Origin of the sequence: Streptomyces regalis (assembly GCF_001509475.1) — a bacterium.
Taxonomy (GTDB): Bacteria; Actinomycetota; Actinomycetes; order Streptomycetales; family Streptomycetaceae; genus Streptomyces; species Streptomyces regalis.
The window spans coordinates 1-26,342 of record NZ_LLZG01000069.1; the positions used below are offsets into that span (position 1 = coordinate 1).

Annotated in this window: 17 protein-coding genes and 5 pseudogenes; 10 read left to right on the forward strand and 12 right to left on the reverse strand. The window is 70.4% G+C overall.

Annotated features, from left to right (window positions below; all coding sequences use genetic code 11):
* Window positions 1-415, reverse strand: a pseudogene (locus tag ADL12_RS53905) (hypothetical protein); the annotation flags it as partial.
* 175 nt (window positions 416-590) lie between these two features.
* Here ADL12_RS53905 and ADL12_RS11820 point away from each other — a divergent pair.
* Together ADL12_RS11820 and ADL12_RS11825 are read left to right on the forward strand one after the other, a co-directional pair.
* On the forward strand, window positions 591-1,679 hold the full coding sequence (locus ADL12_RS11820) for a RecB family exonuclease (RefSeq protein ID WP_244187874.1): 1,089 nt from the start codon (window positions 591-593) through the stop codon (window positions 1,677-1,679).
* A gap of 14 nt (window positions 1,680-1,693) precedes the next feature.
* Window positions 1,694-2,365: a response regulator gene (locus ADL12_RS11825; RefSeq protein WP_020141342.1), complete on the forward strand. Its 672-nt coding sequence runs from the start codon at window positions 1,694-1,696 to the stop codon at window positions 2,363-2,365.
* A 102-nt stretch (window positions 2,366-2,467) separates the two neighbouring features.
* On the opposite strand, the gene ADL12_RS11830 is transcribed toward ADL12_RS11825, so the two are convergent.
* The 4 genes from ADL12_RS11830 to metH all read right to left on the reverse strand — a co-directional run bounded on the left by ADL12_RS11830 (window position 2,468) and on the right by metH (window position 10,511).
* Window positions 2,468-4,048 carry an ABC transporter substrate-binding protein gene (locus ADL12_RS11830; RefSeq protein WP_062701339.1) on the reverse strand — a complete coding sequence of 527 codons (1,581 nt, stop codon included), beginning with the start codon at window positions 4,046-4,048 and terminating at the stop codon, window positions 2,468-2,470.
* A gap of 100 nt (window positions 4,049-4,148) precedes the next feature.
* A complete protein-coding gene (locus ADL12_RS11835; RefSeq protein WP_062701341.1) occupies window positions 4,149-5,753 on the reverse strand; it encodes an ABC transporter substrate-binding protein in 1,605 nt (534 codons plus the stop codon).
* Window positions 5,754-6,177: 424 nt separating this feature from the next.
* Window positions 6,178-6,873 (reverse strand): HAD family hydrolase, encoded by a 696-nt coding sequence (locus ADL12_RS11840; protein ID WP_062701343.1) that lies wholly within the window; start codon window positions 6,871-6,873, stop codon window positions 6,178-6,180.
* A 119-nt stretch (window positions 6,874-6,992) separates the two neighbouring features.
* The gene (gene metH / locus ADL12_RS11845; RefSeq protein WP_062701345.1) at window positions 6,993-10,511 is read right to left on the reverse strand and encodes a methionine synthase; all 3,519 of its coding nucleotides are present in this window, start codon (window positions 10,509-10,511) and stop codon (window positions 6,993-6,995) included.
* Between the two features lie 295 nt (window positions 10,512-10,806).
* Here metH and ADL12_RS11850 point away from each other — a divergent pair, with 295 nt between their 5' ends.
* From ADL12_RS11850 to ADL12_RS11865, 4 genes are all read left to right on the forward strand, one after another.
* Window positions 10,807-11,571: an IclR family transcriptional regulator gene (locus ADL12_RS11850; protein ID WP_062701347.1), complete on the forward strand. Its 765-nt coding sequence runs from the start codon at window positions 10,807-10,809 to the stop codon at window positions 11,569-11,571.
* Between the two features lie 321 nt (window positions 11,572-11,892).
* A complete protein-coding gene (locus tag ADL12_RS11855; protein WP_062701349.1) occupies window positions 11,893-12,687 on the forward strand; it encodes an MIP/aquaporin family protein in 795 nt (264 codons plus the stop codon).
* A gap of 97 nt (window positions 12,688-12,784) precedes the next feature.
* Window positions 12,785-14,326 (forward strand): glycerol kinase GlpK, encoded by a 1,542-nt coding sequence (gene glpK, locus ADL12_RS11860; protein WP_062701351.1) that lies wholly within the window; start codon window positions 12,785-12,787, stop codon window positions 14,324-14,326.
* Between the two features lie 53 nt (window positions 14,327-14,379).
* Complete coding sequence (locus tag ADL12_RS11865) at window positions 14,380-15,996, forward strand: glycerol-3-phosphate dehydrogenase/oxidase (RefSeq protein WP_062701353.1); 1,617 nt, start codon at window positions 14,380-14,382, stop codon at window positions 15,994-15,996.
* A gap of 248 nt (window positions 15,997-16,244) precedes the next feature.
* Here the strand turns inward: ADL12_RS11865 and ADL12_RS11870 are convergent.
* A pseudogene (locus tag ADL12_RS11870) lies at window positions 16,245-16,451 on the reverse strand (S-methyl-5-thioribose kinase); the annotation flags it as partial.
* Between the two features lie 54 nt (window positions 16,452-16,505).
* Between ADL12_RS11870 and ADL12_RS56360 the strand changes: the two are divergent.
* Window positions 16,506-16,677 (forward strand): annotated as a pseudogene (locus tag ADL12_RS56360) (methylthioribulose-1-phosphate dehydratase); the annotation flags it as partial.
* 2 nt (window positions 16,678-16,679) lie between these two features.
* Here the strand turns inward: ADL12_RS56360 and ADL12_RS11875 are convergent.
* The 4 genes and pseudogenes from ADL12_RS11875 to ADL12_RS56365 all read right to left on the reverse strand — a co-directional run.
* A complete protein-coding gene (locus ADL12_RS11875; RefSeq protein WP_062701355.1) occupies window positions 16,680-17,570 on the reverse strand; it encodes a TIGR03620 family F420-dependent LLM class oxidoreductase in 891 nt (296 codons plus the stop codon).
* Window positions 17,571-17,637: 67 nt separating this feature from the next.
* The gene (locus ADL12_RS11880) at window positions 17,638-17,976 is read right to left on the reverse strand and encodes an ArsR/SmtB family transcription factor (RefSeq protein WP_062701590.1); all 339 of its coding nucleotides are present in this window, start codon (window positions 17,974-17,976) and stop codon (window positions 17,638-17,640) included.
* A 65-nt stretch (window positions 17,977-18,041) separates the two neighbouring features.
* Window positions 18,042-18,487, reverse strand: a pseudogene (locus tag ADL12_RS50170) (S-methyl-5-thioribose-1-phosphate isomerase); the annotation flags it as partial.
* A gap of 11 nt (window positions 18,488-18,498) precedes the next feature.
* Window positions 18,499-18,660 (reverse strand): annotated as a pseudogene (locus ADL12_RS56365) (purine-nucleoside phosphorylase); the annotation flags it as partial.
* A 210-nt stretch (window positions 18,661-18,870) separates the two neighbouring features.
* Between ADL12_RS56365 and ADL12_RS11890 the strand changes: the two are divergent.
* Window positions 18,871-19,542, forward strand: a complete 672-nt coding sequence (locus ADL12_RS11890) for a FadR/GntR family transcriptional regulator (protein WP_062701592.1) — start codon at window positions 18,871-18,873, stop codon at window positions 19,540-19,542.
* A 1-nt stretch (window position 19,543) separates the two neighbouring features.
* On the opposite strand, the gene ADL12_RS11895 is transcribed toward ADL12_RS11890, so the two are convergent.
* Window positions 19,544-21,967 carry an NACHT domain-containing protein gene (locus tag ADL12_RS11895; protein ID WP_062701357.1) on the reverse strand — a complete coding sequence of 808 codons (2,424 nt, stop codon included), beginning with the start codon at window positions 21,965-21,967 and terminating at the stop codon, window positions 19,544-19,546.
* A 293-nt stretch (window positions 21,968-22,260) separates the two neighbouring features.
* Between ADL12_RS11895 and ADL12_RS11900 the strand changes: the two genes are divergently transcribed.
* Complete coding sequence (locus ADL12_RS11900; RefSeq protein ID WP_062701358.1) at window positions 22,261-23,241, forward strand: PAC2 family protein; 981 nt, start codon at window positions 22,261-22,263, stop codon at window positions 23,239-23,241.
* 64 nt (window positions 23,242-23,305) lie between these two features.
* Here ADL12_RS11900 and ADL12_RS11905 read toward each other — a convergent pair whose 3' ends face one another.
* Window positions 23,306-24,289, reverse strand: a complete 984-nt coding sequence (locus ADL12_RS11905; RefSeq protein WP_062701359.1) for an SMP-30/gluconolactonase/LRE family protein — start codon at window positions 24,287-24,289, stop codon at window positions 23,306-23,308.
* A 312-nt stretch (window positions 24,290-24,601) separates the two neighbouring features.
* On the opposite strand from ADL12_RS11905, the gene ADL12_RS11910 reads away from it, so the two are divergent.
* Window positions 24,602-26,326, forward strand: a complete 1,725-nt coding sequence (locus ADL12_RS11910; protein WP_062701361.1) for a S8 family peptidase — start codon at window positions 24,602-24,604, stop codon at window positions 26,324-26,326.
* Window positions 26,327-26,342: the final 16 nt, after the last annotated feature.

The window sequence follows — 26,342 nt, forward strand, 5'->3', positions numbered from 1 at the left end:
CGTCCTGCGAGCGGTTCTCGGGGCGGAGCGGCGGCGGAGTGGCTTCGCGCACGGCATCCGCGCTGCCGGACTTCGAGTCGGCCGCGAGCCCATGTGCCAGTGAACGACCCGCAGGGCCGCTCCCCCTGTTCTCGCCCGCGCCCTCACCGCCTGCATCACCCGGGTCGGCCGCGCCCCGTGAGGGACGTGGGGCCCCGTCCTGCGAGTGGTTCTCGGGGTTGAGCGGCGGCGGGGTGGCTTCGCGCGCGGTGTCGTTCCGGTCGGGGTGCAATGACGGTGCGGCCGTGGGCTGTTCGGCGGTCGGGGCCGGGTCGGGGCGTGTGGGGTCGGTGGCCGGGGTCATACGGTCCGCTCGGCGCTCGGTCGACTCGTCGGTGCCGGACCGCGGCTGCCCGCTCCCGCCGCTCTCGTCCACGGTGTCCCCTCGTTCGAAGCGTCTTCCGCGCCTGCCGGGCGGATGGGTCTGGGGTCGATGGTATGCGGCCGTGGTGACGCGTTTCGCCCCGGCACCCCCTCAGTTTCCCCTGCCGACGCAGGTGTCACGGCGGCGGCTGGGTCACTGTCAGTGGCGGGCCGTAAGGTCTGTGGTCATGGAGACGACGAGCACGGAGGGTGCCGGGGCGGGCTGCGGCAGTGACGCCGCGCCGGTGACGGGGCCGGTGACGGACGGGTACCCGGCGGCGGGGGCAGACAGTGCGGTGGTGACCGGTGAGGCGGGTGAGGGTGCGGCCACGGCGGTCGGCGCGGTCGCCCGGCCGGCCATACCGCCGGCCTCGCTGTCGCCGTCGCGTGCCAGTGACTTCATGCAGTGCCCGCTGCTCTACCGGTTCCGGGTGATCGACCGGCTGCCCGAGAAGCCGAGCGCGGCGGCGACCAAGGGGACCCTTGTGCACGCGGTGCTGGAGCGGCTCTTCGACGCCCCGGCTGCCGAGCGGACCGCTCCGCGCGCGAAGTCCCTCGTCCCCGGCCAGTGGGACCGGCTGCGCGAGAGCAGGCCGGAGGTCGTGGAGCTGTTCGAGGACGATCCCGAGGGCGAGCGGCTGGCGACGTGGCTCGGTGAGGCGGAGCAGCTCGTGGAGCGCTGGTTCAGTCTCGAGGATCCGACCCGGCTGGAGCCTGCCGAGCGTGAGCTGTTCGTCGAGGCCGAGTTGGATTCGGGGCTGCGGTTGCGGGGGATCATCGACCGCGTCGACGTGGCGGCCACGGGCGAGGTGCGGATCGTCGACTACAAGACCGGTAAGGCGCCCCGGCCCGAGTACGCCGAGGGTGCGCTGTTCCAGATGAAGTTCTACGCGCTGGTCGTGTGGCGGCTGAAGCAGGTGATCCCCCGCCGGCTCCAGCTCGTCTATCTCGGCAGCGGTGACGTGCTGACGTACGACCCGGTCCTCGCCGACCTGGAGCGGGTGGAGCGCAAGCTGCTCGCGCTGTGGGAGGCGATCCGGCAGGCGACGGAGACGGGCGAGTGGCGTCCCCGGCCGACCAAGCTGTGCGGCTGGTGCGACCACCAGGCCCACTGCCCGGAATTCGGCGGCACTCCCCCGCCGTATCCGTTGCCGGTGAGGGTGACTGACCCAGGTTCGGCCGGGGGTCCGGGGGTTGGCCCCCGGGAGATGCAGTCGCTGCCGGTCAGGGCGGGCGAGTCCGGTGGCGGCCCGCAGGGCAGAATGGGGCCGGACTAGCGAAGGAGACTTACGTGGCCATCCGTGTCCTACTGGTCGACGACCAGCCGCTGCTGCGTACCGGCTTCCGGATGATCCTGGAAGCGGAGCAGGACATCGCGGTCGTGGGCGAGGCCGGTGACGGCCTGCAAGCTCTCGACCAGGTGCGGGCCCTGCAGCCCGACGTGGTTCTGATGGACATCCGCATGCCTCGGATGGACGGGGTCGAGGCGACCCGGCAGATCACCGGGCCCGGGCGGGACGGCCCGGCGAAGGTGTTGGTGCTGACCACCTTCGACCTCGACGAGTACGTGGTGGAGGCGCTGAGGGCGGGTGCCAGCGGCTTCCTGCTGAAGGATGCCCCGGCCAATGAGCTGGTGCAGGCGATCCGTGTGGTCGCCGCCGGTGAGGCGATGCTCGCGCCGAGCATCACGCGCCGGCTGCTCGACAAGTACGCCACGCATCTGCCCTCCGGCGACGAGCCCGTCCCGGACACCTTGCACACGCTCACCGATCGCGAGGTGGAGGTGCTGAAGCTGGTGGCGCGGGGCCTGTCGAACGCGGAGATCGCCGCGGATCTGTTCGTCAGCGAGACCACCGTGAAGACGCATGTCGGCCATGTGCTCACCAAGCTGGGACTGCGGGACCGGGTGCAGGCCGCGGTGTACGCGTACGAGAGTGGGCTGGTGCGCCCCGGCGCACAGTAGGAGCCCGTTTTTTCGGCGAAGAGCCCGCGTCACGGCGAAGAGGGCGCCCCTTCTCGAGAAGGGGCGCCCTCTTGCGTATGCGCGGCGGGTACGGCCGTCCCGTCAGCCCTTGCTGAGCTCCCAGAAGCGGAAGACGGTGGAGGCGTCGAGGCAGTACTCCAGGCCGTAGACGTTGTCGCGGACGACCGCGTACTGCTTGGCCTGCCAGACCGGGAGGACGGGGAGTTCCCTGGCCACGATGTCCTGGAGCCGGCCGAACTCGTCGTCCGTCGCGGAGCGGTCGCTCTCGGCGGCGGTGCGCGGGATGAGCGTGCCGGTGATCGAGCGGTTGCTGTAGTTGTTGCTCAGCACGTTGCCCTCGCCGAAGAAGGGGGCCGTGAAGTTGTCGGCGTCCGGGTAGTCCGGGATCCAGCCCTTCACGTACACGCCGTACTTGCCGGCGGCCACGTCCTTCTCGTACTGGTCGAACGCGACGGACTGCACGTCGGCGTCGAACAGGCCGCTGTCGTTGAGCTGCTGCGCGATCGCCTTCAACTCCTGGTCGGTGGCGGGGCCGTAGCGCGACGGGGTGGACCACAGGGTCAGCTTGACCTTGCCGGTGATGCCGTCGTCCTGCAGCGCGGCGGCGGCCTTGGCCTTGGAGGGGCGGGCGCCGTAGGTGTCGAAGAAGGCCGTGTTGTGGCCGCTGATACCGGCCGGGATGATCGAGTACAGCGGGCTCGCGGTGCCCTGGTAGACGTCCTTGATTAGGGCGTCGCGGTCGATGAGGTAGGCGATGGCCTTGCGCACGCCGAGCTTTCCGGCGACCGGGTCGTCCATGTTGAAGACCAGGTGCTGGACCTCGGCGCTGCTGCCCTCGACGACCTCGACACCGGAGTCTCCGCCGGACTTCTCGATGTCGGCGATGTCGCCGGCGGTGAGGCCTCGGTAGGCGATGTCGACCTCGTCGGCGAGCAGGGCCTGCTTCAGGGCGCCCTGGTCGCCGTGGAAGAACTTCAGCGTCACGCCGGAGTTCTGCACCTCGGCGGCGCCCTTGTAGTTCTCGTTGACTGAGAAGACGGCCTCGTTGTCGTCGAAGGTGTCCAGCTTGTACGGGCCGGAGCCGACCGCCTCGCCGTCCTTGCGCAGGCCCTCCGCGTCGTACTGCTCCTCGTCGACGATGGAGCCGGCGCCGGAGGCGATCTTGCTCGGGAAGGTGGCGTCGGGTGTGTTGAGCCGGAAGACGACGGTCTTGTCGTCGGGTGTCTCGACCTTGTCGAGCGTGGGGAACATGACCGCGGGACCGTCGGGGTCGTTGATCTTCAGCATGCGGTCGAAGGAGAACTTGACGTCGTCCGAGGTGAGCACGTCACCGTTGCTGAACTTCAGTCCGTCCCGCAGCGTGCACTTGTAGACCGTGGCCTCCGTGCCGGAGAAGGTGCACTGCTCGGCGGCCTCGGGCTGCGGTTCGGTGGCGCCCTTGGGGAAACTGAGCAGCGACTGGAAGACGTTGTTGAACAACAGCCAGGAGCCGGGGTCGTAGCCGGAGGCGGGGTCGGTGGCCAGGACGTCGTCCGACATCCCCATGACCACCGAGGTGCCGGTCCCCCCGGAGTCCCCCGTCTCGGTTCCGCAGCCGGTCAGCAGGCCGGAGGCCAGCCCTGCCACGACGGGCAGGACCGGCCACTGGTTGCGCATATTCACTTACGAGTGCCTTGTCGTCGGTTGTGAGGTACCCGGGCCTCGTCCTGGATCCCGGGTCAGGCCCGGCGCCCTGGTCCTGGGCGCCGGGCACGGAGAGACGTCAGCCGCTCACGCCGCGGCCGAGCTCCCACAGCTGAAGGGTCGAGGAGGAGTTGAGCGCGTACGCCGTACCGGTGACGTCGTCGCCCGCGGCGACGTACTGCTTGCCCTGCCACAGCGGCAGCACGGGCACGTCATTGGCGACGATGTCCTGGATGTCCGTCAGGCTGTTGGAGGCGGACAGCCGGTCGGCGGCGCGGCGGGACTCCGGGATCAGGGTGTTGCGGATCGTGCTGTTGGCGTACGGCGAGCCGAGGAAGTTGTCCTTGTCGAGGAACGGCGCGAGGTAGTTGTCGGCGTCCGGGAAGTCCGGGAACCAGCCCATGCCGTAGACCTCGTACTCGCCCTTCTGCTCGGCGGGGCGGAACGTCGCCCAGGGAGTGCCCTTGATGTCGACGTCGAACAGGCCGCTGTCATTGAGCTGCTTCTGCAGCAGCTCGAACTCCTTCTTGGTGGCCGAGCCGTAGTGGTCGGTGGTGTAGTGCAGGGTCAGCTTCACCGGGGTGGTGATGCCCGCCTTTTCCAGCAGCGACTTGGCCTTGGTCACGCTCGGGTCGCCGTACTTGTTGAAGAACGCGTTGGAATGGCCCGTGATGCTGGCGGGGACCAGCGAGTAGAGCGGTTCGGCCTGGGAGCCGTAGACCTTGGAGACGAGTTCACCGCGGTCGATGACCTGGGCCATCGCCTGGCGGACGGCCTCGCTGCGTACGGCCGGGTCGTTGGTGTTGAAGGCCAGGTAGCGGATTTCCAGGCCGGACTTGTCGACGAGGTCGACGCTTTCGTCGGAGTCGGCCGACAGCTTCTGGATCTGCTCGGGCGACATGGTGCGGGTCATCAGGTCGATGTCGCCCTTGTCGAGGGCGGTGCCCATTTCGTCGGCGTCCGCGAAGTTGCGCAGTTCGACCTTGTTGTTGTTCACCTTCAGGCTCCCCTTGTAGTCGGGGTTCTTGGTGAACACGGCAGAGACCAGCTGGTCGTTCTTGACCTCGGCCTGGAGGGTGTACGGGCCGGAGCCGTCGACCTCGAAGCCGTCGCGCAGCTTGTCCTTGGCGTAGATGTCCGGGTCGACGATGCCGGCGACCGGGGTGGACAGCTTGAACGGGAAGGTGGCGTCGGCGGTCTTGAGGTGGAAGATGACCTCGCGGTCGCCCTGGGTCTCGACGGTGTCGATGGTGGACAGCAGCGCGAAGACGCCGCTGTCGGCCTTGAGGGAGCGGGCGCGGTCGATGGAGTACTTCACGTCGGCCGCGGTGACGGGGTCGCCGTTCGCGAACTTCAGGCCTTCGCGCAGGGTGCAGGCGTAGCGTTCGTTGCCGCTGTCGGTGAAGCCGCAGCTCTGGGCGGCCTCGGGGACCGGGTCGCCCTCGCCGCGCGGCTGGACCATCAGGGTCTGCACGGTCTGGCGCAGGATGTTCCAGGTGCCGACGTCGTAGGCGTAGGCCGGGTCGAGGGGGGCGGGAGCGTCCTTCGAGGCAGTGAACGCGTCCGTGGTGCCGACAACGATCGCGTCGCCGCTGTCACTGCCGCTGTCGGTTCCGCCACAGGCGGCGAGAACCGGCGCGAGCAGACCGATGACGGCCGGCAGCACCAAAGTCTTGCGGTTCATGCTCGGGTTTCTCCAGCTGTCGACTCCGTGTACCCGGCATGCAGGGGTGTTGCGGCGGATCACGGGGTTGGGGCGATGTTCTCGCGACGAGATTAGTCCGCACCTGCAGGAGGGTTCGAAGCCACCGGAGTTGAGGCCCCATCACGGAGTGAAACCGGGTGCGGACGCAACGAAAACCTGACAGTGGAAGGATTCGTGCACCATCCCATCAATTGGGACACAAGGACTCGCGCAGAGTCACCGAAAGAGGCCGAGGATCATGGCCAAACCCGCCTGTCGACCCCATGTTGCGTGGCGAACGTCACAAACTGAACAGTCTTGGCGGGCGTCGGAATTCAGCCGTCGGGCACGTGCGAATTTCGTTGCGGAATTCTTCCCGCTATCGATGTTGCACGCTGCGTGAACGCCGGGCGCATTTCTGTTGTCACGCCGCCATCAGCCCGCGCAGAAATGCCAGATCGACCTCTTCGAGCGAGGTCACCACGGTGCGCCGGGTGGCCGGGGTGATGGGTGACACGGACGGCACGGCCACCACATGGCAGCCCGCTGCCTCGGCCGCGGCGACGCCGGTCGCCGTGTCCTCGACGACCGCGCACCTGACCGGGTCGACGCCGAGTCCGGCCGCCGCGAACAGGTACGGGTCCGGGTACGGCTTGGTGCGCGGCACCTCGTCGCCGGCGACCGTCAGCGCGAAGTGCTGGGGGCCGAGCGAGGTGAGCACCCGGTCGATGATGCGCCGGTGCGAGGCGGAGACCAGGGCGGTGGGGATCTCGTACGCGGCCAGCTCGGCCAGCAGCCGGGCGGCTCCCGGCATCAGCGGCAGGGCGCGGTCGATGCGGTCCTCGAAGCCCTGGTTGAGCAGCACCGTGAGCTCGGCGAGGGTAATGTCGGCGCCGGTGGCCTCGATCAGGAATCCGGCGCTGCGGCTCATGGGGCCGCCGACCACGACATGGCGCCAGGTGTCGTCGAGCGTGTGGCCGAGGCCGGCGAAGATCTCGACCTCGACGTCCCACCAGAAGCCCTCCGTGTCCACCAGGGTTCCGTCCATGTCGAGCAGCACGGCCTGCAGGGCTGAGCCCTCGGCCGTACGGGTTTTTGGTGCGGGGACCGTGCTGGTCATCCACGTACCTCCTTGAAGGGGCGATCAGGCCGGTTCCCACGAAGGGAACCGGCCTGCGGTGGACCGACCAGTGTACGACTCCCGCGGCCGAAACGCCTGGTTTGATCGACGGGCCCGTGTCAGCGGGCGTTGAAGTACTTCGCCTCGGGGTGGTGGATGACGATTGCGTCCGTGGACTGTTCGGGGTGCAGCTGGAACTCCTCGGACAGGTGGACGCCGATGCGCTCCGGCTGGAGCAGGTCGGCGATCTTGGACCGGTCCTCCAGGTTCGGGCAGGCGCCGTAGCCCAGCGAGAAGCGGGCGCCGCGGTACTTCAGCGCGAACATGTCCTCGATGTCGGCCGGGTCCTCACCGGCGAAGCCCAGCTCGGAGCGCACGCGCGCGTGCCAGTACTCGGCGAGTGCCTCGGCCAACTGCACGGACAGGCCGTGCAGTTCGAGGTAGTCGCGGTAGGCGTTCGCCTCGAACATCCGGGCCGTCTCCTCGCCGATCCGCGAGCCCACGGTGACCACTTGCAGGCCCACGACGTCCGTCTCGCCCGACTCCTGCGGGCGGAAGAAGTCCGCGAGGCACAGGCGGCGGCCGCGGCGCTGGCGCGGGAAGGTGAAGCGGGTGCGTTCGTTGCCGTGCTCGTCCAGGAGGATCAGGTCGTCGTCCTTGGAGACGCAGGGGAAGTAGCCGTAGACCACGGCCGCTTCGAGGAGGTTGTCCGTCTGGAGCCGGTCGAGCAGGCCGCGCAGCCGCGGGCGGCCCTCGGTCTCGACGAGTTCCTGGTACGACGGGCCGTCTCCGGTGCGGGTCTCCTTCAGGCCCCACTGGCCCTTGAAGAGGGCGCCCTCGTCGAGCCAGGACGCGTACTCCTTGAGCTGGATGCCCTTGATGACGCGGGTGCCCCAGAACGGCGGCTCGGGCAGCGGGTTGTCGGTGGCGACGTCGGAGCGGACGTGGCCTTCCTCGGGACGCTCGTCGAGGACGGCCGTGGTGGCCGCGGCCTTGACCCGACGCTGCTTGAGGTCGGGCAGCTTCACGCCGGGCACGCCCCGCTTGACGCCGATCAGGGCGTCCATCAGGCGCAGGCCCTCGAACGCGTCGCGGGCGTAGCGGACTTCGCCCTCGTAGATCTCGTGCAGGTCCTGCTCGACGTACGCGCGCGTGAGGGCGGCGCCGCCGAGGATGACCGGGTAGTTCGCCGACAGGCCGCGCTGGTTGAGCTCCTCCAGGTTCTCCTTCATGATCACCGTGGACTTCACCAGCAGACCGGACATGCCGATGACGTCGGCCCGGTGCTCCTCGGCGGCCTCCAGGATCGCCGAGACGGGCTGCTTGATACCCAGGTTGACCACGTTGTAGCCGTTGTTGGACAGGATGATGTCCACCAGGTTCTTGCCGATGTCGTGCACGTCGCCGCGGACCGTGGCCAGCACGATGGTGCCCTTGCCGTCGGCGTCCGTCTTCTCCATGTGCGGTTCGAGGTAGGCGACGGCGGCCTTCATCACCTCGGCGGACTGGAGCACGAACGGCAGCTGCATCTGGCCGGAGCCGAACAGCTCGCCGACGACCTTCATGCCGTCCAGGAGGGTCTCGTTGACGATGTCCAGGGCGGGGCGGTCCTGGAGGGCCGCGTCGAGGTCGGCCTCCAGGCCGTTGCGCTCGCCGTCGATGATGCGGCGCCCCAGGCGCTCCTCCAGCGGGAGGGCGGCGAGTTCCTCGGCCTTTCCGGCCTTGAGGGACTTGGCAGTGGCGCCCTCGAACAGGGCCATCAGTTTCTGCAGCGGGTCGTAGCCCTCGCCACGCCGGTCGTAGATGAGGTCGAGGGCGGTCTGCACCTCCTCCTCGTTGAAGCGGGCGATCGGCAGGATCTTCGAGGCGTGGACGATGGCCGAGTCCAGGCCCGCCTTGACGCACTCGTCGAGGAAGACGGAGTTGAGCAGGATGCGGGCGGCCGGGTTGAGGCCGAAGGAGATGTTGGACAGGCCGAGCGTGGTCTGGACGTCCGGGTGGCGGCGCTTGAGTTCGCGGATCGCCTCGATGGTGGCGATGCCGTCGCCCCGGGACTCCTCCTGGCCGGTACAGATGGTGAAGGTCAGGGTGTCGATGAGGATGTCCGACTCGAGGATGCCCCAGTTCGTCGTCAGGTCCTCGATGAGCCGCTCGGCGATCTCGACCTTCTTCTCGGGGGTGCGGGCCTGGCCCTCCTCGTCGATGGTCAGCGCGATCAGGGCGGCGCCGTGCTCCTGGGCCAGCTTGGTGACCTTGGCGAAGCGGGACTCGGGGCCGTCGCCGTCCTCGTAGTTGACGGAGTTGATGACCGCGCGGCCGCCCAGCTTCTCCAGGCCGGCCCGGATGACGTCGACCTCGGTGGAGTCCAGCACGATCGGCAGCGTGGAGGCGGTGGCGAAGCGGCCGGCCAGCTCCTCCATGTCGGCGACGCCGTCGCGGCCGACGTAGTCCACGCACAGGTCGAGCATGTGCGCGCCCTCGCGGATCTGCTCGCGGGCCATCTCGACGCAGTCGTCCCAGCGAGCGGCCAGCATGGCCTCGCGGAACTTCTTCGAGCCGTTGGCGTTGGTTCGCTCGCCGATGGCCAGGTAGGAGGTGTCCTGGCGGAACGGGACCGTCTGGTAGAGGGAGGCGGCGCCGGGCTCGGGCTGCGGCCGGCGCTCCACGGGCGTGGCTTCCCGGACCCGCTCCACGAGCTGCCTCAGGTGCTCGGGGGTCGTGCCGCAGCAGCCGCCGATGAGGTTCAGCCCGTAGTCGCGTACGAAGGTCTCCTGGGCGTCGGCCAGGCCCTTGGGGTCGAGCGGGAAGTGGGCGCCGTCCTTGGTGAGGATCGGCAGGCCGGCGTTGGGCATGCACAGCAGCGGGGTGCGGGAGTGCCGGGCCAGGTAGCGCAGGTGCTCGCTCATCTCGGCGGGGCCGGTCGAGCAGTTCAGGCCGATCATGTCGATGCCGAGGGGCTCGAGCGCGGTCAGCGCGGCGCCGATCTCGGAGCCCAGCAGCATGGTGCCGGTCGTCTCGAAGGCCATCGAGACCAGCAGCGGGACCTCGGTGCCGGTCGCCTCCATGGCGCGCCGGGCACCCAGGATCGACGACTTCGTCTGCAGGAGGTCCTGGGTGGTCTCCACGATCAGGGCGTCCGCGCCGCCGGCGAGCAGTCCCTCGGCGTTCGCCTGGAAGCCGTCGCGCAGGGTGCCGTAGCCGATGTGGCCGAGGGTCGGCAGCTTCGTACCGGGTCCGATCGATCCGAGCACCCAACGCTGGCGGCCGTCGCGGGCGCCGAACGCGTCGGCCGTCTCCCGGGCGATGCGGGCACCGGCCTCGGACAGCTCGTAGACCCGGTCGGCGATGTCGTACTCGGCCATGGCCGAGTGGTTGGCGCCGAAGGTGTTGGTCTCGACGCAGTCCACGCCGGCCGCGAAGTACTCCTCGTGGACGGAGCGGACGATGTCGGGCCGGGTCAGGTTGAGGATTTCGTTGCAGCCTTCGAGGTTCTCGAAGTCCTCGAGGGTGGGCTCCTGGGCCTGCAACATGGTGCCCATCGCTCCGTCGGCGACCACCACACGGGTGGCGAGCGCCTCACGGAGAGCGGACACACGGGTCCGGCTGTCGGCGGAAGGGGTCGGTGGCAACGAGGCCATGAAGGGGCTCCCTGGAGTGCGACGGCTGTCGGCTTTGCGCCCTACGCGGAACGGTCCGCAGCAGGCGCACGCCGCAAGGGTAGCCGGGACCGCGACGGAATGGTCAGGGCGTCCACGGGGCGGGACGGGGATGACGGCCGGGTCGATTCCCGGATACGGGTGACGCAACAGAACCGTACGGATGCCGACGGACCATTAGCGGGAGGTCGGCATCGACTAGTAGTGTTCGACATTGCCGAACAGCGGCAGCGACGTCGCATGGTCGACGCTCGAAGGGGACGGAGGCAGTACGGCGATGGCACGGAACATCCAGTCGCTCGAGCGGGCGGCCGCGATGCTGCGGCTCCTCGCAGGTGGTGAGCGACGGCTCGGCCTGTCGGACATCGCCTCGTCACTGGGCCTCGCCAAGGGCACCGCCCACGGGATTCTGCGCACCCTCCAGCAGGAGGGCTTCGTCGAGCAGGACGATGCCTCCGGGCGCTACCAGCTGGGCGCCGAGCTGCTGCGCCTGGGCACCACCTATCTGGATGTGCACGAGCTGCGGGCGCGCGCCCTGGTGTGGACGGACGACCTGGCCCGCTCCAGCGGGGAGAGCGTCTACCTGGGCGTTCTGCACCAGCAGGGCGTGCTGATCGTCCACCACGTCTTCCGGCCCGACGACAGCAGGCAAGTGCTGGAGATCGGGGCCATGCAGCCGCTGCACTCCACGGCTCTGGGCAAGGTCCTGTCGGCGTACGACCCGGTCGCGCACAGCGAGGCGATCGAGGCCGACCGCAAGGCCTTCACGGACCGGACCGTGTGCGAGCTGGACGCCTTCGAGCACATCCTCGACATGACACGCGCGCGTGGGTACGCCGCCGACGTCGAGGAGACCTGGGAGGGCGTCGCCTCCGTCGCCGCCGCCATCCACGACCGGCGCCGCATGCCCGTCGGATCGGTCGGCATCACGGGCGCCGTGGAGCGGCTGTGCCGGGACGGCGAGCTGCGTCCCGAGCTGATCGCGGCGGTACGGGACTGTGCCCGCGCGGTGTCGCGGGACCTGGGCGCCGGGCGGTTCTGAGAGCCCGTACGGGGTGAGAGTGGCTGCCGGGACGTCGTAGGACGTTCCGGCCTTTGTCGCGCTCCGAGTCAGCCGTCTCCATGTCGATAAATCAACACAACCGACAACGATCGCGCATTCGACGACACAGCTCTTGACGCACACGTAACGCCGGGGCAAGACTCCCGTCCATCGGTCGGCATTGTCGAACACCTACCGGCAATACGCGCTAGAGTGTGGCAACGCCAAGGGCCGGCATCGCTCTCACCCCCGAGGGCAACGCGAACCACCGGAGGGACCCGGGGTTCGGCTTCCCCTGGACGAAGGACAAAGGAGTCGCGGGTGTCCAGCTCCGACATCTTCATCGGCGAGACCATCGGTACCGCCATACTCATCCTGCTCGGCGGCGGCGTCTGCGCCGCTGTCACGCTGAAGGCCTCCAAGGCTCGTAACGCCGGCTGGCTCGCCATCACCTTCGGGTGGGGCTTCGCAGTACTCACGGCGGTCTACACCTCGGCGCCGCTGTCCGGCGCCCACCTGAACCCGGCCGTGACCGTCGCACTTGCGATCAAGGACAACGACTGGAGCAACGTTCCGACGTACTTCGCCGGACAGCTGCTCGGCGCCATGATCGGTGCGGCCCTGGTCTGGGTCGCCTACTACGGCCAGTTCCACGCCCACCTCACCGACAGGGAAATCGTCGGTGGTCCGGGCGCGCAGGCCACCTCGGCCAAGGCCGTCGAGGCCCAGGAGAAGGGCGCCGGCCCGGTCCTGGGCATCTTCTCCACCGGCCCCGAGATCCGGAACGCGGTGCAGAACCTCCTCACGGAGATCATCGGCACCGTCGTGCTGGTGCTCGCGGTCCTGACCCAGGGCCTGAACGACAGCGGCAAGGGCCTGGGCACCCTGGGCGCCCTGATCACCGCGCTCGTGGTCGTCTCCATCGGCCTGTCCCTCGGCGGCCCGACCGGTTACGCGATCAACCCGGCCCGTGACCTCGGTCCGCGTATCGTCCACGCCCTTCTGCCGCTGCCCAACAAGGGCGGTTCCGACTGGGGCTACGCCTGGATCCCGGTGGTCGGCCCGCTCATCGGCGGCGCCATCGCGGCAGGCATCTACAACGTCGCCTTCGCTTAGGAGCACCGCTCTTCACCCGTTCGGGTGAAGAGCACCGAAACTCTCAGCGCGCGCCGTACGTAAAGCCCCATAACCACGGAACTTCCAGGAGCACACTGTGACCGACGCCCACACCGCCGGCCCGTTCATCGCCGCCATCGACCAGGGCACTACCTCCAGCCGCTGCATCGTCTTCGACCGCGACGGCCGTATCGTCTCCGTCGACCAGAAGGAGCACGAGCAGATCTTCCCGAAGCCGGGCTGGGTCGAGCACAACGCCAACGAGATCTGGACCAACGTCCAGGAAGTCGTCGCCGGAGCCATCCAGAAGGCCGGCATCACCCGTGACGACATCAAGGCCATCGGCATCACCAACCAGCGCGAGACCACCGTGCTGTGGGACAAGAACACCGGTGAGCCCGTCCACAACGCCATCGTCTGGCAGGACACCCGCACCGACGCGCTCTGCAAGGAGCTCGGCCGCAATGTCGGCCAGGACCGCTTCCGCCGTGAGACCGGCCTTCCCCTTGCCTCCTACTTCGCCGGTCCCAAGGCCCGCTGGCTGCTGGACAACGTCGAGGGCCTCAAGGAGCGCGCCGAGGCCGGCGACATCCTCTTCGGCACCATGGACACCTGGGTCATCTGGAACCTGACCGGCGGTGTCGACGGCGGCAAGCACGTCACGGACGTCACCAACGCGTCCCGCACCATGCTGATGAACCTGCACACCATGGAGTGGGACGACAAGATCGCCGAGTCGATCGGCGTGCCGCTGCAGATCCTGCCCGAGATCCGCTCCTCCGCGGAGGTCTACGGCGAGGTCACCGGTGGCAAGCTGGGCGACCTGCTCGGCGGCATCCCGGTCGCCTCCGCGCTCGGTGACCAGCAGGCGGCCCTGTTCGGCCAGACCTGCTTCTCCGAGGGCGAGGTCAAGTCGACGTACGGCACCGGCACCTTCATGGTGATGAACACCGGTGAAAAGATCATCAACTCGTACGCCGGCCTGCTGACCACGGTCGGCTACAAGATCGGCGACCAGCCGACGATCTACGCCCTCGAAGGCTCGATCGCCGTCACCGGCTCCCTGGTGCAGTGGATGCGCGACCAGATGGGCCTGATCTCCACCGCCGCCGAGATCGAGACGCTCGCGCTCTCGGTCGAGGACAACGGCGGCGCCTACTTCGTGCCGGCCTTCTCCGGCCTGTTCGCCCCGCACTGGCGCTCCGACGCCCGCGGTGTGATCGCCGGCCTGACCCGGTACGTCACCAAGGCGCACCTCGCGCGTGCCGTTCTGGAGGCCACCGCCTGGCAGACGCGGGAGATCGCCGACGCCATGGTCAAGGACTCCGGCGACGAGCTGGTGGCGCTCAAGGTCGACGGTGGCATGACCGCCAACAACCTGCTGATGCAGACGCTCTCCGACGTCCTGGACGCGCCGGTGGTGCGCCCGATGGTCGCCGAGACCACCTGCCTCGGCGCCGCCTACGCCGCCGGTCTCGCCGTCGGCTTCTGGAACAACACCGACGACCTGCGCGCCAACTGGCGCCGGGCCGCCGAGTGGACCCCCCGCATGGACGCGGAGACCCGCGACCGTGAGTACAAGAACTGGCTCAAGGCCGTCGAGCGGACCATGGGCTGGCTCGAGGACGACGAGAGCTGACGAGAGCCGAGAAAAGCTCTGCCGCGAGCTCTGATGAGGAGTAAGTACCCGAAATGACCAGTCAGTCCACCCTGCAGTCCGTGCCTGCCCTCGGTACTCGCCCGGCCTCCGGCTCCAACCCGAGCCGCGCCGAGACCCGGGAGCAACTCGCCAAGGCGTCGTACGACCTTCTCGTGATCGGCGGCGGCATCCTGGGCATCTCCACCGCCTGGCACGCCGCGCAGTCCGGCCTGCGGGTGGCTCTGGTCGACGCCGGTGACTTCGCCGGCGCCACCTCCTCCGCCTCCTCCAAGCTGCTCCACGGCGGTCTGCGCTACCTGCAGACCGGCGCGGTGAAGCTGGTGGCGGAGAACCACTTCGAGCGCCGTGCGGTCTCCCGCCAGGTGGCACCTCACCTGGCGAACCCGCTCACGTTCTACCTCCCCGTGTACAAGGGCGGGCCGCACGGCGCCGCGAAGCTCGGGGCGGGCGTCTTCGCCTACTCCGCGCTCTCCGCGTTCGGTGACGGAGTGGGTCACCTGCTCTCGCCGGCCAAGGCGGCGCAGGACGTGCCCGAGCTGCGCACCGAGAACCTCAAGGCCGTGGCCGTGTACGGCGACGACCAGATGAACGACGCGCGCATGGCGCTGATGACGGTCCGCGGGGCCGTCGAGGCGGGTGCCGTGGTGCTGAACCACGCCGAGGTCACCGGCCTGCGCTTCACCAAGGGCCGGGTGACGGGCGCGGACCTGAAGGACCGCCTGTCCGGTGACGAGTTCGGCGTGAACGCCCGCCTCGTACTGAACGCGACCGGCCCGTGGGTCGACCACCTGCGCAAGTTGGAGGACCCGAATGCCGCACCGTCGATCCGTCTGTCGAAGGGCGCGCATCTGGTCCTGAAGCGGACCTCGCCCTGGAAGGCGGCGCTCGCCACCCCGATCGACAAGTACCGCATCACCTTCGCCCTGCCCTGGGAGGACATGCTCCTGCTGGGCACCACGGACGAGGCGTTCGAGGGCGACCCGGCGGACGTCGCGGTCAATGACAAGGACATAGCCCAGATCCTGGACGAGGCCGCGTTCTCCATCCGGGACCAGCAGCTCGACCGAGACCTCATCACCTACGCCTTCGCGGGCCTGCGGGTGCTGCCCGGTGGCCCCGGTGACACGGCGAAGGCCAAGCGCGAGACCGTCGTGACCGAGGGCAAGGGCGGCATGCTGTCCGTCGCGGGCGGCAAGTGGACCACCTTCCGGCACATCGGCCGTACGATCATGAAGAAGCTGGAGGCGCTGCCGGGCGCCCCGCTGGGCGACGACTTCGAGCCGATCGCCTCGCTGCCGAAGAAGCTGCCGCTGCCGGGCATCGCCAACCCGCGCGCGGTCGCCCACCGTCTGCTGACCGACCGCCCGGCGCCCGGCCCGCGCATGGCGGCCGACACGGCCAAGCACCTGGCCACGCACTACGGTTCGCTGGCCTTCGACATCGCTCGCATCGCCAACGAGAACCCGGAGCTGGGCGAGCGCGTCCACCCGGACGCCCCGGAGATCTGGGCCCAGGTCGTCTACGCCCGCGACAACGAGTGGGCCGAGACGCAGGACGACGTGCTGCGCCGCCGTACGACGCTGACGATCCGGGGTCTGGCCACCGACGACGTCCGCGCCAAGGTGCAGGACCTGCTCGACAAGAAGTGACCTCGCACGGCGCCGCGGGAGGTTTTCGCCGGATGAGACTCCCCCGGCGCCGGGTCCGGCCACTCCCCTGACCGGCCGGACCGCACGAGGGCGGCCCCTTCCGCACCGGGGCCGGCCACCATCGGAAGGGGCGGCTCCATGCCGACGGAGCCGCCCCTTTCGCACGCCCTGCCGTCCGTACCGGGCACGCACCTGACGTGCGCTCAGGCCGGCGACTTCACGACCGCCTCCACGACCGCCCGTACGGCGACGATTTCCGTGCCGGCGTGACCGAGGGACTCGGTCCACACCCGGCGCGGGAAGCGGTCGAGGTAGGCGTCGTCGAAGAACGTGTCGAGGCGGGTGGCCCACAGCCGACGGAACTCCGCCTCGAAGGCCTCCCAGGACAGGCGGAGTTGGTCGCCGTGGTCGGACAGGGTGCCGAGCGTACGCGCCCGCTCCTCCGACACGAGCGAGCGACAGGACGACGTCCTCGGTGATCTTGCACAGTGCCGGGTTGACCGAGGCCGGACCCGGAGATGCTCAAGGGCGTCGGCCGGCCTGCCCACGAGAGAGGTGACCCTGCCGGTCATCGCCAACAGCCAGGACATGAAGGTCCTCGGCGACCGCCTGGAGGCCGCACGCGACCCCCGCAGCGGTAGCCAGCGGGTAGCAAGGCGGAGCGGCAAGCAGGTGTACGGCGGTCAGGACGCCGTCGGGGGCAGCAGCGCCTCGCCGAGCCGCCGCCAGTGCGGCATCGCGGTGCCGCCCGGTTCGGTGCCGATCACTTGGACAGCGACGTGGTCGGCACCCGCTGTGACGTGGGTGCGGAGTTTGTCCACCACCGTGTCCACGTCGCCCCAGAACACGAGGTCGTCCACGATGCGGTCGCTGCCGCCGTGCGCGATCTCCTCGTCCGAGTAGCCGAGGCGGCGGAACTTGGCGATGTTGTAAGGGGTGTTGAGATAGACGTCCAGGTGCGCGCGCGCCGCCGCCCGGGCCTTGTCGGGGTCCGGCTCCAGGAGCACCGCGTGCTCGACGCCGAGGAACGCGTCGGGGCCGAGGATCTGCCTGGCCTGGGCGGTGTGTTCCGTGTTGACGTGGTAGGTGTGCGCGCCGGCGGACCGGTCCCGGGCCAGGGCGATCATCTTGGGACCGTACGCGGCCAGGATGCGGCGTACCGGGGTCTGTGGCGCGGGGTTGGGTGACTCCTTCGCGAGCGCGTCCAGTTCGTCGACGAACTCGGCCATCGCCGCCAGGGGCTTGACGCCCGGCCGTGCGCCGCCGAACCCCAGGCCGAGCACATGCCGTCCCGGGTAGGCGTCGGCCAGCAGGACGCTCCCGGCGTGGGTCGCGCCTGCGTCGCGGGACCCGATCCGTGCGATGCCGTTGACCACGTGCAGCCGTTCGGTGCAGGAGAGCAGATAGCCGGCCTGCGTGAGCGCTTCACGCCCGCCCACCTCGGGGAACCACACCGCCCGCCATCCCCGATCCTCCAACTCCTGTACGGAGTCGCGAAGTTGTGTGGCCGACTGGTGCTCGAAGTCGAAGGTGTACACGCCGAACGTGCCGAGGTCCGTGCCGAGATTCTCCATGCATCGAAATATCGCAGATTCTCGATATGAAATGCAACAGGCGGGCACGCAGGGAAACGCCCAACCGCTAGAGGGTCCGCCCGAGTTGGGCGACCAGCTCGGCTATGCGCTCCTCGTCCCGCTTGTAGTGGGTCCACTTGCCCACCCGCGTCGCCCGCACCAGACCCGCCCGCTGGAGTTCGGCCATGTACGCCGACACCGTCGACTGGGCCAGCCCGGCCTTGGCCTGGATGTGGCTCACACAGACCCCCACCTCGGCCGGGTCCGCGATCGCCTCGTACTGGGCGAAGTGCCGCTCCGGCTCGCGCAGCCACCACAGCAGCTGCAGCCGCACCGGGTTGGCCAGCGCCTTCAAGGCGCCGACCAGGTCGGCATCCGGGGAGGTCGGAGCAGCAGCATCGGACATGGATCCGGAGTATAGGTCGGTGCCGAAGTCGGCGGACCTCAGCACAGCCGCTCCCCCGCCGACACCTCCAGCACCTCGCCCTCACCTCGAAGTTCGATGGGGATGTCGTCGCCGGTCTTCGTGGCGAGGTCGACGGTCGTCGTGGGTGCCGCAACCAGGCACGGGATCCGGCGTCCGTGCAGGCCAGGGCGACGCCCACGGTGCCGACCTCGTTCGCGGTGTCGCCGTTCGCGGCGATGCGGTCGGCGCCGACGATCGCCGCGTCGACCTCGCCGCGCAGGATGGTGCCCGCCGCGGCGCCGTCTGCCCGGACGTAGTGCGGGATGCCCTCCTGGACCAACTCCCAGGCGGTCAGGCGGGATCCCTGGAGCAGCGGGCGCGTCTCGTCGGCGTACACGACCTCCAGCCGGCCACGCGCGTGCAGTTCGCGGATGACGCCGAGTGCCGTTCCCCAGCCGGCCGTGGCGAGCGCGCCGGTGTTGCAGTGGGTGAGGATGCGCAACGGCCGCTCGCGGGCGGCGTTACCTCCCGGTGCGGGGTGTACCCGCCGGTGGTCTCCTCGTCGACGAGTTCGTCGGCGTTGGCGCCGTCGACGACCAGCACACCTCCGGCGACCAGCCCGCGCAGCGAGGCCGTCACGAGCAGCGCCGAGAGCTCCATCTCGATCGCCGCGAGTCCGGCACCGTCCTGCTGCTCGCGGAGGAGTACGCGGCCGACCGCACGGAGGGGAGCTCGGCATGAGCGGGGGCGCGTGCTGATGCGGGACCGGGCGCTGACGACGCTCGACGAGGAGGCGGTGATCGCCGATCTGGAGGCACTCGCCTGAACAGGCCCCATAATGTGCCTGAGACGTCGGATGTCTCGCACGACATCCTGAACGACAGGGAGGCGGCCATGGCAGTCACCGACGAGGCGATCGAGAAGATCAAGGGCATGATCGTCTCCGGCGCGCTGCGCCCCGGCGACCGGCTCCCCAAGGAGAGCGAGCTGGCCGCCGACCTCGGGCTCTCCCGCAACTCCCTGCGGGAGGCCGTGCGGGCCCTGTCGCTGATCCGGATCCTGGACGTACGGCAGGGCGACGGCACGTACGTCACGAGCCTGGATCCGCAGCTGCTGCTGGAGGCGCTGAGCTTCGTCGTCGACTTCCACCGCGACGACACGGTGCTGGAGTTCCTCGCCGTGCGCCGCATCCTGGAGCCCGCCGCCACGGCGATGGCGGCGTCACGGATCAGCGAGCAGCAACTGGACGCGCTGGCCAACCAGTTGGACAAGCTCGGCAACGCTCCGTCGGTGGAGGAGCTCGTCGCCTGCGACCTGGAGTTCCACCGGGGCATCGTGCAGAGCTCGGGGAACTCGGTGCTGTGCTCCCTCCTCGACGGCCTGTCGGGGCCGACCACGCGGGCCCGTATCTGGCGCGGGCTGACCCAGGAGGACGCGGTCAGCCGGACCCTGCACGAGCACCGGGCGATCCTGGCAGCCCTGCGGGACCGCGACGCGGAGGCGGCGCGGTCGTGGGCGACGGTGCACATCGCGAGCGTGGAGCAGTGGTTGCGGTCGACGCTGTGACCTAACGGTCCGCTTCGGCCAGGCGGTGCTGCAGTTCGATGTGACGGAACTGGTGGACGGCGCCCACGCGGCGCAGGACGCCCCGGTGTTCGTGGGCGTCGCCGAGGAAGGTCATGAGGTCGAAGGGCACCTTGGCGCGCAGGACCAGGTAGCAGCGGGCCACCGCGTACCGGGTCCAGGCCGACTGGCGGATCCCGATGGCCAGCCCGGTCAGCAGCGCGGGGACCAGCCCGACCGCGTAGACCCAGTGCCGGCTCTCGATGGGGGCCGCGCCCCATACGCCTGTCGATCCCCAGACGGCGGCGCACCAGCCCTGGGTGCCGATCACCAAGGCGCCGACCAGAGCCGCCGTCAGGACGCAGGTGCCGAGGGTGCGCCGGTCGTTGGCGAGGAGGGCGTGGCCGTCGACCGAGGCGCCGAGGTCGACGGGGACCGTCCGCAGACCGTTCAGGAGCAGGCAGGCCACCGCGAACACGGCGCCCACCTGGAGTGCCTCCCAGCCCGCCGCGACGGGATCGGCGCTCGCGATGTACCGCCGGGTGGAGCCGCCCGAGAGCACATCCGCGAGCAGGCCCTCCAGCAGGATGCTGCCGCCGAGCAGCAGCCCGCCCAGCAGCCCGCCCAGCAGCCCCTGGCAGACGCCCCGTGGGCTCCAGTGCCAGCGCACCCGGGCCACGGGGCAGGCGGGGTCCGTGTCCATGCCGTCCCTGCCGACGGCGGCGGCCGTCACGCCGTAGAGCAGGGCACTGACGGTTCCGCAGGCGTTGTCGAAGGCGAGTCCGTAACAGATCGCGGCCGCGAATCCCGTCGCCGGAAGCCGCCAGTCCCAGTCGGCCGGCAGTCGTACGCCGGTCCGGGCACCGCAGGCGAACCCGGAGATGATCACTCCGACGAGCGCGAGCGAACCACCGTCGGCCAGGCGGTGCAGCACGAGGTCGGCAGGGACGTCGGGAGCGACGGCCGCCCCACAGAGCAGGGTGATCGCCAGGGTTGCCGCAAGGCCGCCCGCCAGCCCGCCGCAGATCCCCGCGGCGACGACCCCCAGCCCGCCCCGCTCCTCCCACGGCGTCGGCGCCTGCGGCTCCTGCGCGAAGTAGTGGGTCAGCTCCATGGTCCCGCCCTCGACCAGCCACCCCAGGACGCCCAGCAGTACGCCGGCCAGCACCTGAGGCAGCACCGCCGACACCGCATGCCCCAGCCTCCACCACGCCACCTCGGCCGCTCCGTCCACGCCGCGCTCCATGCGACGCGCCAGAAACCGCAACGCGTGCCGTGCCTCGCCCGCCGTCCACGGACACGGGCGCTGCGGATGCGGCCGGTATGCGGCATCGACGAACGCGTCGAGCAGATGGCGCTCCACGGCGGTTCGCGTCGGCCACCGCAACAGCCCGGCAGGGTCCGGAAGCTCACCCTCCGCCTCGCCCGGCCGCGGGTTGTACACAGACCGCGCCAGGGACACCATCAGCGGGCTCCTGAGCGCCCCCGCCACCGGCGCCTCCGTACGCAGCACGGCCACCACCGGCTCCCACCGCGCCGCGGCCGGTGTGTCGCCCCCGCCCGCGTCCCGCAGCAGATACGCGGCGACGTCGTCGGCGCCGAGCGGCTCCAGCCGGATCCCCGCCATCGCTGTCAGCCGCGCCGGCACCCCCGTCGGGGGCCGCAGCGCCGCCCGGTACTCCGCGGGCCTGCTGGACAGCACCAGCCCGCAGCCGTACGGCAACGCCTCACCGATCCGGTGCAGCGCCAACCCGCTCAGCTCGGCGGGCAGTTCGTCGAACCCGTCGAGCACCGGCAGCACCAGACGCCGGTCCAGCAGCATCCCGGCGAGGGTCGTCTCCCCGTACTCCGCCGGAGCCGCCGCCCCCAACTCGGCGTGGTCCTGCACCAGCTTGCGCTCCATCCAGCCCCGCAGATCCACGGCCGACGGATCCCATGAGGCCAGAGGGAAGAGGACGGGCACCGGATCGCCCGCCGCCCGGTCCTCGATCAGTGCGAGCAGCAACCGCACGAGCAACAGGGTCTTCCCCGACCCCGGAGCCCCCAGCACCAGCAGCCGCCGATCGGGCACGCTCCCGGCGAAGACCGCGCCGATCTCCCCGTCCCGGCCCGCCAGGCCCTGCGTCACCTCGGCCAGGTCGGCATCGGCGCCCCGCCAGGACACCGGCAGGGGATACGGATCCGCCAGCCACCGCACCACCGCCTCCGCCTCCCACTGCCGCCGTACGGCGACGGCGAGGCGGTCGGCGACGACGCCGGGGGCCGCCGCCCCGGCCGCCTCGACGCGGTCCGTCCGATAGGCGCTCCACGCCAGATAGGCGCCCGCCCCGGTCGGCAGCAACGCCGCCACCACGGCAGCCGGGTCCTCCACGTGCGGGGCGGACAGCAGCGCCCCCAGCGTGCCCGTGGCGAACAGGGTCAGGTACACGATCCCGACCCGCCTGACCCGTGACCTGGGGGCAACTCCGCTCACCCGACGAACAGTTCCGCACAGTCAGGGCACCGGGCGGCCGATCGCCCGGCCTCCACACGAGTGGGTGATACCGCCCGAACTGCCCCGCCGCTCGCCATTCGTCGGACATCGGATCTCTGGCGGGTGTTCCGGGGTGGCGAACGGGGCAGTGATCCGTTCACTCCCCCGTGCAAGGGGGCTGCGGGCGCCCCCGCCGCACGCCGTAAGGTTGGGTGGTCAAGCGAGGGCACGTCGGAAGGAGGCGCTGGGTGATCGAGCTCGAGGGGGTTCCCGAGCTGATCGACCCGGTCATGGTGGCCGCGTTCGAGGGCTGGAACGATGCCGGCGACGCCGCCTCCACCGCGGTCGCGCATCTGGACAGGGAGTGGAAGGGCGAGGTGTTCGCGGCGCTGGACGCCGAGGACTACTACGACTTCCAGGTCAACCGCCCCACGGTATGGATGGACGCCGGGGTGAGGAAGATCACGTGGCCGACGACAAGGTTGTCGGTCGTCCGCGTCGGCGGCGAGAAGCCACGTGATCTCGTACTCGTCCGAGGTATCGAACCGTCCATGCGGTGGCGCTCGTTCTGCAACGAGCTGCTCGGCTTCGCGCACGAGCTGGGCGTGGAGCTGGTGGTCATCCTGGGCGCCCTGCTCGGCGACACCCCGCACACGCGTCCGGTCCCGATCAGCGGGACCACGTCCGACCCGGACCTGGCGCAGCGGATGGACCTGGAGGAGACCAAGTACGAGGGCCCGACGGGCATCGTCGGCGTCCTGCAGGAGGCGTGCACGCACGCCGGTGTCCCGGCGGTCAGTCTCTGGGCCGCCGTACCGCACTACGTCTCGCAGCCGCCCAACCCCAAGGCCACGCTGGCCCTGCTGAACCGGCTCGAGGACCTGATCGACGTACGCATCCCGCTGGGCGACCTGCCCGAGGACGCGCGCGCCTGGCAGGTCGGCGTGGACCAGCTGGCCGCCGAGGACAGCGAGGTCGCCGAGTACGTGCAGTCGCTGGAGGAAGCCCGGGACACCGCGGAGCTGCCGGAGGCGTCGGGTGAGGCGATCGCCCGCGAGTTCGAGCGGTATCTGCGCAGACGGGACGGCGGCAGCCCCTCCGCCGGGGGGCACGCCACCGACGGCGGCGAGGCCGGCCCCTTCCTGAGGGACAACCCGAGCGGCCGTGCGAAGCCGCCCAAGCCGCCGAAGCCGAGCGGCACGGACGACGACGAGTCGTCGGAGGAGTGAGGACGAGGGCGAGAGCGGTGCGCCGGGCGCACCGCCCTCGTCCGTCCCGCGGGGACGGGGCTCGTCAGGCCGGCACGGAGATCACGTCGTACGTCGTCTCAGGCGTCGGTGTCGTGGTGAAGCGCGCGTTGGGCAGGTAGAGGCGGCCCTGGTGGGCGGCCACTGTGGTCGGCACGTCGAAGAGCGGGTCGGTGATGCGGCGCTGGAAGACGCCGCTGCGGCCGTCGGCGGCCAGCTGGAACACGTCGATCGCGTTCTGGCGGTTCTGCACGACGTACAGCGTCCGCCCGGTCAGCAGCAGGCCGTCGCCGTTGGTGAGCGGGGCCGCGTCGCCGAGGTCGACGAGTTCGGTGACGCCGGTGCGCGGGTTCACGCGGTGCAGGCCGCCGACCCCGGACTGCACGACGAGGAGGGCTGAGCCGTCGGGGGTACGGGTGATGCCGTTGGCGTTCACGACCTCGCCGGCGACCTGGCTCCAGTCGCCGCTCAGCGTGATCGTCACCACGTCGTCCGCGTCCGGCAGTTCGCCGTGCCGGCCGAGGGGCAGGGCGTACAGCGCGGGCTGGTAGGAGTCGGTGAACCAGGCCGTGCGCGGGGTCAGGAACACGTCGTTGGCGAAGGTCGGGGTCGCCGTGGTGAGGACGTAGGAGGCGAGGATCGCGCCGGTGCGGGCGTCCACGACGCGGGCGCCCTGGCCGCGTCCTGCGACGAACAGGCGTCCCCGGTCGTCGAGTTTGAGGCCGACCGAGGGCGTGCCCGGGCCGGTGGAGATGATGCCGCCCTCTCCGGTGCGCAGGTCGGCGCGGTAGATCGAGCCGTCGCCGAGCGAGCCGAGGTAGGCATACGGTCCGCAGCCGATGGTGATGCCCTCCGGGCGGAAGCCGTCCGGGAGGTGGATCACGGAGGGCTGTGTCTTTGCGGCTGTTCCGGCCGCCGCGGCGGGGGTGCCGGCGGACCCGACGAGTACGGCACCGGCGGTGGCGGCGCCGGCCGTGAGGAGTCTGCGGCGGGTGGGATGAGGTGCGAAGGAGCGGTGTTCGGGGGCCACTGTGCGTCCTTCCGCGGACAGGACCGGCCAACAGCTGGTCCAACGGTCAACTGACTCCTCCACCCCACCACACGCCGAGCACCTCCGCAGCCGTAGACAGCCTCTCGACAGCGACTGGACACATCTGGCCCGTATATGGCGTGACACCTCTTTCAGGCCGGATTGCACACGTTGCCCAATTCAACTTGTTCCAAAACCGACTTGGCGAAATAAGTCTGGACGGACCGGTCCGGGCGTGCTTGGTTGTTCCACCGAAGGCGCGCCGCACCACCCGCACTTGGTACCCGCAGGAACCGAAGGGAGCGGCAGACGATGACCGACCAGGCACAGCCGGCGCAGGGCCCGGGAGCGTCCGGGCCGGGGCCCGACGGAGCGGGATTCACCTATCGAGGAGCCGAGCAGGAACTGATCGTCGTCGCCCGTCCCGAGGCCCGGCTGCGGGCCCAGGCCGAGGGCGTCCGGTCGGCGGCGGGCGCCGATGTGTCGGCCCTGAACATGTTCCTCAGTGACGAACAACTCGCGCTGGAGCCGCTGTTCGGCAGCGAGGAGCGACTCCAGCAGGCCACCGGCGCCGAGGACGTGCCCGACCTCGCGCTGTTCTACCGGGCGCGCGGCGGGGAGAGCCGCGCCGAGGAGCTGCGGGCCCGCATCGCCGCGCTGCCCGGGATCGACACGGCGTATGTGAAGCCGGGCGCGGTACCGGCCTCGATCGGGCAGGTCGGCGAGGACGGCAGGCGTCTGAAGGAGGGCGCGCCGGTCACGCCCGACTACAGCGGCCGGCAGGGCTATCTGCGGCCCGCGCCCGAGGGCATCGACGCCCACTGGGCCTGGCAGCGTCCCGGCGGCACCGGTCAGGGCGTGACCGTGATCGACGTGGAGGGCTCCTGGCAGCTGGGCCACGAGGACCTGGCGGCCAAGCTGGCCGGCGTCGTCGTCGGGACCCCGCTGGCCGACCTCGCCTGGCGCAACCACGGCACCGCCGTGATCGGGGTGATCGGCGGTGACCGGGGCGAGTACGGCATCACCGGCATCGTGCCGGACACGGTGACCGCGGCCGCGTCCTTCCAGGGCATCGGCACGGCGGCCGCGATCCACGCGGCGGCGGACCGGCTCGGCCCCGGCGACATCGTGCTGATCGAACTGCACCGCCCCGGGCCCCGGTTCGAGTACGCCGACCGCGACGACCAGCGCGGCTACATCGCGCTCGAGTGGTGGCCGGACGACCTCGCCGCCGTCCGCTACGCCACCGCCAAGGGCATCCTCGTGGTGGCCGCGGCGGGCAACGGCGCCGAGTCCCTCGACGACGCGCTCTACGAGCGCCGCCCCGACGACTTCCCGGAGTCGTGGCGCAACCCGTTCAACCCGTCCAACCCGTCCTCCGGCGCCGTCCTGGTCGGCGCGGGCGCCCCGCCGCCCGGCACGCACGGCCGCGACCACGGCCCGGACCGCTCACGGCTCGCGTTCTCCAACTACGGCGCCCGCGTGGACGCGCAGGGCTGGGGACGCGAGGTGACGACCACCGGCGGCTTCTGGGACAAACCCGGCGACCTGCAGGGCGGGCCCGAGGAGATCGCCTGGTACACCGACACGTTCTCGGGGACGTCGTCCGCCTCCCCAGTCGTGGTCGGCGCGCTGGCCGCGCTGCAGGGGATGCTCAAGACAGCCGGCCAGCAGCCGATGTCCCCGGAACGTGCCCGCGCGGTCCTGCGGGCCACCGGATCCCCGCAGCAGGACGCCCCGGGCCGGCCCGCCTCCCAGCGGATCGGCAACCGGCCCGACATCAAGGCGGCGGTCACCCATCTGGTGCCGCAGGCGGTCGGCTCGGGCAAGGCCGAGCGGTACTGGGACGAGCTGCTGCCGTATCCGCGTGAACTTCCGCCCAGGCTCCGGCTGTTCGTGGCCGGCGAGTGGCGCAACCTCAATCATCCGTCCCCGGAGATCCGCCAGGCGGTCCACACCGCCTTCGCGGGGGGACGGCCCGATGTCCGAGTGTGGTTCTCGGACGACGAGATCGTCGGCCTGGTGATCACCGGCTGACGCAGCCCATCACATC

Excerpts from the sequence above, each read along its gene's own strand:
- ADL12_RS11890 (WP_062701592.1), top strand. The coding sequence starts at position 18,871 with ATGGCAGTCACCGACGAGGCGATCGAGAAGATCAAGGGCATGATCGTC.
- ADL12_RS11850 (WP_062701347.1), top strand. The coding sequence starts at position 10,807 with ATGGCACGGAACATCCAGTCGCTCGAGCGGGCGGCCGCGATGCTGCGG.
- ADL12_RS11835 (WP_062701341.1), bottom strand. The coding sequence starts at position 5,753 with ATGAACCGCAAGACTTTGGTGCTGCCGGCCGTCATCGGTCTGCTCGCG.
- ADL12_RS11820 (WP_244187874.1), top strand. The coding sequence starts at position 591 with ATGGAGACGACGAGCACGGAGGGTGCCGGGGCGGGCTGCGGCAGTGAC.
- ADL12_RS11880 (WP_062701590.1), bottom strand. The coding sequence starts at position 17,976 with ATGTCCGATGCTGCTGCTCCGACCTCCCCGGATGCCGACCTGGTCGGC.
- ADL12_RS11865 (WP_062701353.1), top strand. The coding sequence starts at position 14,380 with ATGACCAGTCAGTCCACCCTGCAGTCCGTGCCTGCCCTCGGTACTCGC.
- ADL12_RS11840 (WP_062701343.1), bottom strand. The coding sequence starts at position 6,873 with ATGACCAGCACGGTCCCCGCACCAAAAACCCGTACGGCCGAGGGCTCA.
- ADL12_RS11875 (WP_062701355.1), bottom strand. The coding sequence starts at position 17,570 with ATGGAGAATCTCGGCACGGACCTCGGCACGTTCGGCGTGTACACCTTC.
- metH (WP_062701345.1), bottom strand. The coding sequence starts at position 10,511 with ATGGCCTCGTTGCCACCGACCCCTTCCGCCGACAGCCGGACCCGTGTG.
- ADL12_RS11910 (WP_062701361.1), top strand. The coding sequence starts at position 24,602 with ATGACCGACCAGGCACAGCCGGCGCAGGGCCCGGGAGCGTCCGGGCCG.